Origin of the sequence: Oscillibacter sp. CU971 (assembly GCF_905219725.1) — a bacterium.
Taxonomy (GTDB): domain Bacteria; phylum Bacillota; class Clostridia; order Oscillospirales; family Oscillospiraceae; genus Oscillibacter.
In genome coordinates this window covers 1-1,130 of the sequence record NZ_CAJMXG010000561.1, presented here as the reverse complement: position 1 = coordinate 1,130, position 1,130 = coordinate 1, and the positions used below count along the sequence as shown (strand labels likewise).

The window sequence follows — 1,130 nt, the reverse complement described above, 5'->3', positions numbered from 1 at the left end:
AGACAGCCCCTATTGTGGGGAGAGGTTATTTTTTTTGTGCTTTATTGAATTCACCACTTGACAATGTGGCAAAGAGCTGATGTCACAGGACGAAATTGCCGTGATGGACGGCGGAAAGTGTATTTTGCAGGTGCGGGGTGTGCGTCCCTTTTTCAGTGAGAAATACGACATCACCCGGCATCCGCAGTACAAATACCTCTCCGACGCCGACAAGAAAAACGCTTTTGACGTGGACGGGTATCTTGCCGCCATGCGCCGCAGGCAGCGGCAGGTGGTGACGCAGGAGGAAGTCTTTGACTTCTACGAAATCGACCTGTCGGACGAAGAAACCGGCGAAGCCGCCGCCGCCGAAGAATGAGGCGGCAAATCCAACAACAATATTTTTGAATTTATGGAGGTAATTTTATGGCATTTTTCACTTCTGCTATCGACGTTTTGCAGACCCTTGTTGTCGCCCTGGGCGGCGGTCTGTGCGTGTGGGGCGGCATCAATCTCTTGGAGGGCTATGGGCAGGACAACCCTGGGGCCAAGTCGCAGGGCGTCAAGCAGCTTGTCGCCGGGGGAGGCGTGGCCCTGATCGGCATTACCCTGGTTCCCCTGCTGTCCGGCTTGCTGGGCTGATGCTCTCCGCTAAATCCCCTCGCGGCCTCCCGCCCCCGGCGGGGGGCCGCGGGAAAGGAGGTGCTTGACCCATGATACTTGACTGGCTGGAAGAATGGTTCAAGGGTGTGCTGATCGACGGCATCACCAGCAACCTCACCGGCCTTTTTGACACGGTGAACGGCAAAGTGGGCGAGATCGCCGCCGACGTGGGAGCCACGCCGCAGGACTGGAACAGCGGCGTGTTCAATATGCTCCGCAGCCTGTCGGAAACGGTGATCGTCCCCATCGCTGGGGCTATCCTCGCCCTTATCATGTGCTACGAACTGATACAGTTGATCGCGGAACGGAACAGTATGCACGACATGGATAGCTGGATGCTGTTCCGCTGGGTGTTCAAATCCGCCGCCGCGATCATCCTTGTGTCCAACACCTGGAACATCGTCATGGGCGTGTTCGACCTGACCCAAAGCGTCGTCAATCAGAGCGCCGGGGTTATCATCGGCAATACCAGCATCGACATTACAGCC

General features: G+C 56.8%; 2 protein-coding genes and 1 pseudogene. All 3 read left to right on the top strand.

Going from position 1 to position 1,130, the window contains the following annotated elements:
• Positions 1–67: 67 nt before the first annotated feature.
• Positions 68–358, top strand: a pseudogene (locus tag JX325_RS17460) (type IV secretory system conjugative DNA transfer family protein); the annotation flags it as partial.
• Positions 359–405: 47 nt separating this feature from the next.
• Positions 406–621, top strand: a complete 216-nt coding sequence (locus JX325_RS17455) for a Maff2 family mobile element protein (protein WP_204792268.1) — start codon at positions 406–408, stop codon at positions 619–621.
• Between the two features lie 71 nt (positions 622–692).
• A partial coding sequence (locus tag JX325_RS17450; RefSeq protein WP_243414170.1) for a VirB6/TrbL-like conjugal transfer protein, CD1112 family occupies positions 693–1,130 on the top strand: 438 nt, incomplete at its 3' end.